The sequence below is a fragment of the Aestuariivirga sp. genome (assembly GCF_044239095.1).
Lineage (GTDB): Bacteria > Pseudomonadota > Alphaproteobacteria > Rhizobiales > Aestuariivirgaceae > Aestuariivirga.
In genome coordinates this window covers 1-8,191 of sequence record NZ_JBIICB010000195.1, presented here as the reverse complement: position 1 = coordinate 8,191, position 8,191 = coordinate 1, and the positions used below count along the sequence as shown (strand labels likewise).

Annotated in this window: 9 protein-coding genes; 3 read left to right on the top strand and 6 right to left on the bottom strand. The window is 64.8% G+C overall.

Annotated features, from left to right (window positions below; genetic code table 11):
• The coding region (locus ACILRA_RS15985; RefSeq protein ID WP_395663072.1) for a lipocalin-like domain-containing protein at nt 1–1,026 on the top strand (1,026 nt) is incomplete at its 5' end.
• On the opposite strand, the gene ACILRA_RS15980 is transcribed toward ACILRA_RS15985, so the two are convergent.
• From ACILRA_RS15980 to ACILRA_RS15955, 6 genes are all read right to left on the bottom strand, one after another.
• Complete coding sequence (locus tag ACILRA_RS15980; RefSeq protein WP_395663071.1) at nt 1,027–2,202, bottom strand: mandelate racemase/muconate lactonizing enzyme family protein; 1,176 nt, start codon at nt 2,200–2,202, stop codon at nt 1,027–1,029.
• 7 nt (nt 2,203–2,209) lie between these two features.
• Entirely contained in the window at nt 2,210–3,115 is a 906-nt protein-coding gene (locus tag ACILRA_RS15975) for a hypothetical protein (protein ID WP_395663070.1), read from the bottom strand.
• Complete coding sequence (locus ACILRA_RS15970) at nt 3,112–3,927, bottom strand: carbohydrate ABC transporter permease (protein WP_395663069.1); 816 nt, start codon at nt 3,925–3,927, stop codon at nt 3,112–3,114. Before ACILRA_RS15970 ends, ACILRA_RS15975 begins: the two co-directional genes overlap by 4 nt.
• Nucleotides 3,927–4,799: a carbohydrate ABC transporter permease gene (locus tag ACILRA_RS15965; RefSeq protein WP_395663068.1), complete on the bottom strand. Its 873-nt coding sequence runs from the start codon at nt 4,797–4,799 to the stop codon at nt 3,927–3,929. The genes ACILRA_RS15970 and ACILRA_RS15965 overlap by 1 nt, the downstream gene beginning before the upstream one ends.
• Nucleotides 4,800–4,971: 172 nt before the next feature.
• Nucleotides 4,972–6,318 (bottom strand): ABC transporter substrate-binding protein, encoded by a 1,347-nt coding sequence (locus ACILRA_RS15960; protein ID WP_395663067.1) that lies wholly within the window; start codon nt 6,316–6,318, stop codon nt 4,972–4,974.
• 32 nt (nt 6,319–6,350) lie between these two features.
• Nucleotides 6,351–7,127, bottom strand: coding sequence for an SDR family NAD(P)-dependent oxidoreductase (locus ACILRA_RS15955; RefSeq protein ID WP_395663066.1), 777 nt, complete (start codon nt 7,125–7,127; stop codon nt 6,351–6,353).
• Nucleotides 7,128–7,360: 233 nt separating this feature from the next.
• Between ACILRA_RS15955 and folE the strand changes: the two genes are divergently transcribed.
• The gene (gene folE, locus ACILRA_RS15950) at nt 7,361–8,071 is read left to right on the top strand and encodes a GTP cyclohydrolase I (RefSeq protein WP_395663065.1); all 711 of its coding nucleotides are present in this window, start codon (nt 7,361–7,363) and stop codon (nt 8,069–8,071) included.
• A gap of 7 nt (nt 8,072–8,078) precedes the next feature.
• On the top strand, nt 8,079–8,191 hold a 113-nt coding region (locus tag ACILRA_RS15945; protein ID WP_395663073.1), incomplete at its 3' end, for a BLUF domain-containing protein.

Here is an 8,191-nt window from a genome sequence, read left to right as displayed (position 1 = left end):
GCCCTCGCATCGCCCGCGCTGGCGCAGGGCTTCGCGGGGCTGGGCAGCGATGCCGGGGGTTTCGCCATGCCGCAGCGCGGCGCCCCGCTGGCGTTCCCGCGCGATCATGGTGCGCATCCTGATTTCCGGATCGAGTGGTGGTATCTCACGGCCAATCTGCAGGATGCCGATGGCACATCCTATGGCGTGCAGTGGACGCTGTTCCGGTCGGCGCTCAAGCCGGGGGAGGCGGCGGGCTGGGCCAGCCCGCAGCTGTGGATGGGCCATGCGGCGCTGACGACGGAGCAGAAGCATTATTCCTCCGAACGCATGGCGCGGGGCGGCATCGGGCAGGCGGGCGTCAGCCTCTCTCCTTTCGCCGCCACCATCGACGACTGGAAGATGACGGGCCGGGCGGCAGCTGGTGACGATCAGATGTCCGCCCTCGACATTGCCGCCTCGGGCAAGGACTTTTCCTATGCGCTGGCGCTCGATGCGGAGGGGCCGCTCGTGCTGCAGGGAGAGCGCGGCTATTCGGTGAAGTCGGCACAGGGCCAGGCGAGCTATTATTACTCGCAGCCCTTCTACCGCGTCAGCGGCACCATCACGGCGGGAACGAAGGAGATTGCAGTCACGGGCCAGGCATGGTTCGACCATGAATGGTCCTCACAGCCGCTGGGCGCCGGCCAGACGGGGTGGGACTGGTTCTCCTTCCACTTCGCCTCCGGCGAGAAGCTGATGGGCTTCCGCCTGCGCGATGCGGGCGAAGGTTTCACCTCCGCCACATGGATCAACGCGGATGGGACACCTGAGCCGCAGCCGCCCGGCGCCCTGTCCGTGACGCCGCTGGAATTTGCCAGCGTCAAGGGCCGCAAGATGCCGGTGCGCTGGCGCGTGGCGCTTCCCGCCAAGGGCCTTGACGTCACCACCCGCGCGCTGAACGCGCAAGCCTGGATGGATACGCAGGTCTCCTACTGGGAGGGCCCCGTCTTCATCGAGGGCTCGCACCCCGGCCGCGGCTATGTGGAGATGACCGGCTACGAGTGATCAGAGCGTGGGGCTTCTGTACAGCGTGCGGCCCTTGGTGCTGATCTCCACGTCCACGAGATATCTCTTCATTCCTGCCGCACTCATGGTGACGCCGAGGCCGGGGGCGGCGGGAACGTTCACCTCGCCATTGGCATCGGGCGTCAGGTGCGTCTCGCTCATGTCCCAGGCCACGGATTTGGGCGCGAAGGGATATTCGCAGATCCGGTGACCTTCGAGCCCTGCGAAAGGCTGGAGGGAAGCACAGAGTGCGAGGTGCGACGTGAAGGTGTGGTTCACATAGGTCACACCATGCGCTGCCGCATAGTCGGCCGCGCGCTTTGCCGGGCCGATGCCACCGATGCGGCCGCAGTCGATCTGCAGGAAGCCCACCTTGCCATAATCCACGAGTTGCTGCGCCATGTGGAAGTTGTGCGCGGCCTCGCCGCCCGCGAGCCGCACTTTCGGGCTTTTGGCCGCAAGACCCGCATAGGCGGCATAGGCGCCGCCGAGGAAGGGCTCCTCGAACCACACGGTGTTCACCTCCTCGAGGAAGGCGATGCGCTGTGCGGCGGCCTCCACATCCTCACGGAAGATCTGCCCGGCGTCGATCAGCAGCGTGCCGTCAGCGCCGATCCCCTCGTGCGCGGCGTGCAGGTGGTCGCGGTCATCCTTCAGCGTGCCCTTGCCGAAGGGGCCCCAGCCGCATTTGACAGCGCGATAGCCGCTCTCACGCGCCTTGCGGCAACCGGCCAGCGTTTCGGCCGGCGTATCGCCGAAGAGTTGGGACGCATAGGGAAGCTTGGGATAGGCGCGTTTGTAGCCGAGCAGCTCATAGACCGGCGCATGGCGCTTCTTGCCGAGTACGTCCCACAGCGCCATCTCGATGCCGGAGAATGTGTGCGCGGCCTGCAGCAGGTCCATGCACTCCATCTCGACGGCGGCACTCATGGCGGCGATGTCGGCGGGGCTGTCGATCGTCTTGCCCAGCACCACGTCACGCACCGGCTTGCAGGCGCCATGCGACATGGGCGTCACGAAGGCGGCGATCGAGACGAGCGGGGAGGCCTCGCACTCGCCCCAGCCCTCAACGCCATCTGCCGTCACGCGCACGACGAGTGCGTCCTGGCTGCCGTCGCCGATGTCCTCGACCTTGGGCATGGAGAGATAGAAAAAGTCGACGGCTTCGATGCTCATGATGATCTCACGTGAGGTTGCTGTTGATCGGGCCTTCGGGCTTGAACACCCGAAGGCAGATGTTGGCTGTGGCCTCTTCGCCGGGTGCCAGGCGGAGGAGCGGTGCGCCGCGCGCCATCGCCTCCGCCAGCCCCAGTGCGCAGGGCGTGGTGTTGGGTTCGATGGCGATGAGCCGCGTGCGGCCTGACCATGGCGCAGCCGCCGTCGCCTCGAGCTCATGCCAGAGCCAGGCGCAGGGAAAGCGTGCGCCGTCCCATGTGAGGAGCACGGCGATCGCATCATCGCAGCGGCGGATGGCGGCCCAGCTTTGCGCGAAGCGCTGGAGATAGGCGAGCGAGGCGAGCGGTGCGGACGGGCGGAGGAGGTTGGCTGAGGCAGGTGGCGCAAAGGCCGGCTCGATGCTCATCTCCGCCGCGCCGCTGGTCATCTCGAAAGGGCCATCAAGAAGGTCGCTGCCGAAGGTGGGGTGGTGGCCCCACATGACGCTGATGGCCGTATCGCCGTGATGCTTAAGCGTTTCGCGGATCGTCAGCGTATCGCGCGCGATGCTGATTTCCCGCCGCATGAAGACCGGGACGGCGTTGAAGCGGCGTGCGAGCACCAGCGTGTCTGAGGTGGCGGAGGTGACATCCCATGGGCTCACCGAAGCCTCGCCGTGGAAGCCGTGGAACACGCCGTCCACCGTGCAGGCATCGCCCGCATTGGGAAACAGCAGGGGCCAGCCACCGGTGTAGCGGGTCAGCCATTCGGGCTCGTCACGGGCGGGGGCGGGCAGCGGATCTTCGATGGTGGTCCACGGCACCTGGCCCAGAACCGACAGGCCGCTCGGCCTGTGGCGCAGCCCGGTGATGGTGCCGCCGGCCCGCGGGTTGATGGTTGCGGAAAGCGCCTCGCTCTCGATCGCCAGGCTCACTTGATGGCGCCCGCCATGAGGCCGCGGATGAACTGCTTCTGGAACACCACGTAGAGGATGAACATCGGCGCGCTGGCGATGACCATGCCCGCCATGGTGAGCGGCACCTGGTTGTTGTAGCGGCCCTGGAACACGCTGATCCCCGCCATCAGCGTGCGCTTGGCATCCTCCTGCAGGAAGATGATGGCGATGAGGAGGTCGTTCCACACAAAGAGCGCGTTGACGACGATGAGCGTCACCAGGGCGGGCGCGGACAGCGGCAGCACCACGCGCATCAGGATGGTGAACGGCCCCGCGCCATCGATGTGGGCGGCCTCGAAGAGTTCGCGCGGCACGGTGCGGAAGAAGGTGGTGAGCAGATAGACCGAGAAGGGCGTGATGAGCCCGGCATAGATCACGATCGCGCCGTGATATGTGCTGACGAGGTCGAGCCGCGTATAGAGCACGAAGAGCGGCACGATCATCACCACCGGCGGCACGGCCATCAGCGAGGTGCTGACGGCCAGCAGCGTATCGCGCCCCTTGAAGGGCATGGTGGCGATGGCATAGGCGGCCAGCACCGACACCGCGGCCGACAGCAGCACCGCCCCGGTGACCAGGACGGCGCTGTTCAGCATCCAGAACAGGAAGGGACTGTCCACCAGCACGGCGCGGAAGTTCTCGATCACCAGCGGGTTTGGCAGGCCGAGCTTGTCGATGGCGTATTCCTCGTCCGACTTGAGCGCCGTCACGATCATGTAGAGTGTTGGCACCAATGCCAGGAACGAGGCGAAGAGCAGCACACTGTGGCGCAGGAGGTTGCCGGTGTTCATCAGGCCTCCTCCGTGCGGCGGCGGACCCTGAAGAGCAGGAAGATCAGGACGCCGGTGACGAGGAACAGCAGGACCGATGCCGCCGAGGCGATGCCCGGCAGGCTGGAGCGGATCAGGGCGTTGAAGATGTAAAGCTCGACAACCTCGGTTGAGGTGCCGGGGCCGCCGCGCCCGCCGCCCATGACATAGACATAGGCGAAGACGGCGGCGAGCATGGTGATGACGCTGATCACCACGAAGAACTCGATGACGCCGCGCATCTGCGGCAGGATGATGTGCCACAGCCGCTGCCACCAGTTGGCGCCCTCGATCTTGGCCGATTCAATGATGGACTCATCGAGGCTCAGGAGCCGCGCCAGGAACAGGATGATGCCCAGCGCCGACTCGCGCCAGATGATCAGGACCATCACCGTCCACAGTGCCACGTCGGAGGAGCCGATCCAGTCCAGCGCCATGAAGTCGAGGCTCAGCCAGCGCAGCACCTCGTTGACCGGGCCTGAGAATTGAAACATGCGCTTCATCACCACCGCGACGATGGGGATCGCCAGGATGAAGGGCACGAAGATGATGATGCGGTAGATCTTCCAGCCCGCCACGCGCTCGAACAGCAGGACGGAGATGATGAGCGACACCCCCACCATGACCGGAATGGCCAGCAGGAGCTGCAGATTGTGCAGGACGGATTCCCAGAACAGCGGATGCGACAGGATGAGCTCATAGTTGCGAAGCCCGATCCACGGCCCGTCGATCCCGCGCACCATCTTGAAGCTGAACTCGAAGATGCGGACCAGCGGATAGCCGAACACGAAGGCCAGCAGCGCGACGAGCGGCAGGACGTAGAGATAAGGCGTCAGCCGGGATGTTGGGGTCATGACACGATAACGCCATTCCTCTCGCCTGCCGGGGGAGAGGGCAGGGTGAGGGGGTACATCCGCAGTTGCGCTGTCTGCAAGTGATCCACGACGTTCAGGACTCGCGGAGAGACCCCCTCACCCCTACATGCGTGGGGGAGAGGGGGAATAAGCGTGCTGGTTGAGAGCAGCATCAGCTGGCAGACAGGTCCTTCACCCACTTCCGGTAGTTCTCGACCATGTCGGGGTTGAAGTCGCGCCACTCCTTCGCGGTGTTGGCGGCGAGTTCGCCCGCCTGCTCGCCGGTCATGGCGCCGGCCACGATCTGCTGGCCGGTGGGGATTGCCGCGCGCTCGTAGAACTGGCCCGGCATCAGGTTGGTGACGTTGGAGATGTTGGGCTTGAGGCCCCAGTTCTCCCACAGGCCACGCACCGAGGCGTCCTGGATGACGCTGGCGTCGAAGGTGGTGTTGGAGGGGAGCCAGCCCGTCGCAGCCCAGAAGGCCTTGAGCTGTTCGGGCGACTGGAGGAATTCGAGGAATGCGGCGGCTGCCGCGGGATCCTCCGCATTGGTGGAGATGCCGAGGCCCTGCACGTCAACGACCGGCACGCCCGCGAGCTTGCCCTTGCCGAACACCGGCATGGTCATGTAGCCGATCTTGCCGCCGGTTGCCTTGCTGTCGGCGGGAAGCCTGGTGCCCACCGTCTGGCCGATCGCCACCTTGCCCGCCACCACGAGATCGATGCCGGGATAGAGCTCGAGCGAGGGCATGTCCTTGTTGAGGTAGCCCTTGTTCTTCAGCTCTTCGAGCTTCACCCAGTGCTGATGGTACTTGGGGTCGCGGAAGTCCTTGTCGCCGATGAAGAGCTCGACGGCCTCACCCAGCGTGTCGAGCTGCTGGGGCAGGGCGTGGGTCATGTACCATTCGCTCCAGTAGCCGTCCTGGATGCCGCCGCCCAGCGGCTCGAAGCCGGCGGTCTTCAGCTTCTCGCAGGCGGCGAGGAGTTCGTCCCAGGTCTTGGGCGGGGCGTCCGGGTCGAGGCCTGCCGTCTCGAACATGGTCTTGTTGTAGCACCAGAACATCGGCAGCGGGTACCAGCCGGTGCGGTAGGTGTCGCCGCCGAAGTTGCTGAGCAGCGTCGGGTTGGAGGCCTTGAGGATATCCTCCTTCACCAGGCCCTTGAGGCCCTTCACATAGCCCAGCCACACGCTTTCCATGTGGTAGATGCCGTTCCAGAGATACTGGACATCCGGCGCATTGCCGGCAGCGGCCGCCGTCTGGAACTGCGAAATGACGACGGCGGTGTCCTGCAGCATCGGCTTCACGGTGGCGGCCTTGTAGGCGGCAACCGACTCCTCGACATATTTCTGCAGGCCGGGCAGCTCCTGCTCGCCCCAGTACCAGAAGTCCATTTCCTTGGCCTGGGCCGAGGCACCCCGCGGGCTGACGCCAAGCGCCGTTGCGCCCGCCAGCATGGCTGAGGTGAGGACGAAGCCGCGGCGGTTCAGCCGGGAGAGTTTCGGGTTGCTGATTGTCATGTTGCCTTCCTGTCGCTTCCTTGGTTTTGTTGTCAGAACGTGCTCATCAATCCGCCATCGACGACGAGCAGCTGCCCGGTCATGTAACGGCAGTAATCCGAGGCGAGGAACACGACGGTGCCGGAGACATCCTCCGGCATGCCGCTCCGCCCCAGCGGGATCTTGCGCTTGTCGATGTACCAGTCGATGAAGTCGGGTGTTTCCGTCTCGTCCACACCATTCACCACTGACATCGGCGTGACCATGAAGCCGGGCGCAACCGCATTGACGAGGATGCCATGCGGGGCAAGCTCCACCGCCATGGACTTGGTGTATGCGATGATGGCGCCCTTGGCTGCGTTGTAGGAGCCGCAGAGCCCGCTCGAGGCGAAGCCCTGGATCGACGAGATGTGGATGATGCGGCCGCTGCCTTGCGAAACCATCGCAGGCGCCACCAGCTTCGAGCCCATATAGACCGCTTCGAGATTGATGGCGATGGTGCGCCGCCATTCCTCGAGCGTGTCGTCGAGGATGCTGCGCGTTGATGGGTTGATGGCGGCGTTGTTGACCAGAACATCGATGCGGCCGTGCCTGTCCAGGATGCTCCGCACCGCGGCTTCGTAGGCTGCGTAGTCCGTCACGTCGAGGGCGTGCTCCGAGAAGGTGCTGCCCCGCCGGGCAAGTTCCGCCGCGGTTTCAGAGAGGGTTGACGGGTTGCGCTCGAGCAGCGCCAGTACCGCGCCCTCAGCGCTCATTTCCATGGCGATCGCCCGGCCAAGCCCTTGGCCGGCGCCTGTGACGATACAAACCCTGCCGGACAGCAAGCCCATGTTTTCCGCCTGATTGACGAGGCGCGACTATAAGTTTGTCCGGCGAACCGTCAAGGCCGCTGCATCCTCCTCGGAGGAAGACAGAAGCGGCCTCTGATCTTACCTGGTCGTCAGCTGTTTGCGCGATTGGTCTGCGACGCGAACGGCCGCGTCAGGCACCATAACGAGAGTGCTGCGGGTTGTGGGTGGGGGCCGGGTCTGCTACAAGCGGCCATCACGGGACGATGAATCGGATGGCTATGGACAAACCTTCGGGCAATCAGGATGGCATCGCCGTATCCGCCCGTATCCGGGCGCGGATCGAGAAAGCCAACAGGCGCTATCATGCGAACGACAACATCTCCGCCTTCATCGAGCCGGGCGAACTCGAGGCCCTGCTCGACGAGGTGGCGGGCAAGATGCAGGACGTGCTGGAAAGCCTGGTGATCGACATCAAGAAGGACCACAACACGCGCGACACGGCCAGGCGCGTGGCAAAAATGTATCTCAACGAGGTGTTCCGCGGCCGCTACGTGGGCCAGCCGCCCGTGACCGAGTTTCCAAACGCCGAATACCTGAACGAGCTGATGATCGTGGGTCCCATCACGGTGCGCAGCGCCTGCAGCCACCACCTGTGCCCGATCATGGGCCGGCTGTGGATCGGGCTGCTTCCCAACGAGCACTCGAACCTCATTGGTCTCTCCAAATACTCCCGCCTCGCCGAATGGATCATGTCGCGTCCGCAGATCCAGGAAGAGGCGATCGCCCAGGTGGCGGACCTCCTGATGAACAAGGTGGCGCCCGACGGGCTTGCCGTCGTGATGGAGGCGGATCACTTCTGCATGCACTGGCGCGGCGTGAAGGACAACGCCACCAAGATGGTGAACAGCGTGATGCGCGGCGCCTTCCTGAAGAATGCCACGCTGCGCCGCGAATTCCTGTCGCTTGTCAACTTGAAGGACTGATTGCCCCATGATGGTCCGTTGTGTCTATGCCAGCCGTGCCGCCACGGCCCTCTCCAGCGCCGTGGTCGAGGATATCCTCGAGCGATCGCGCGTCAACAACCCGGCCAATGGCATCACGGG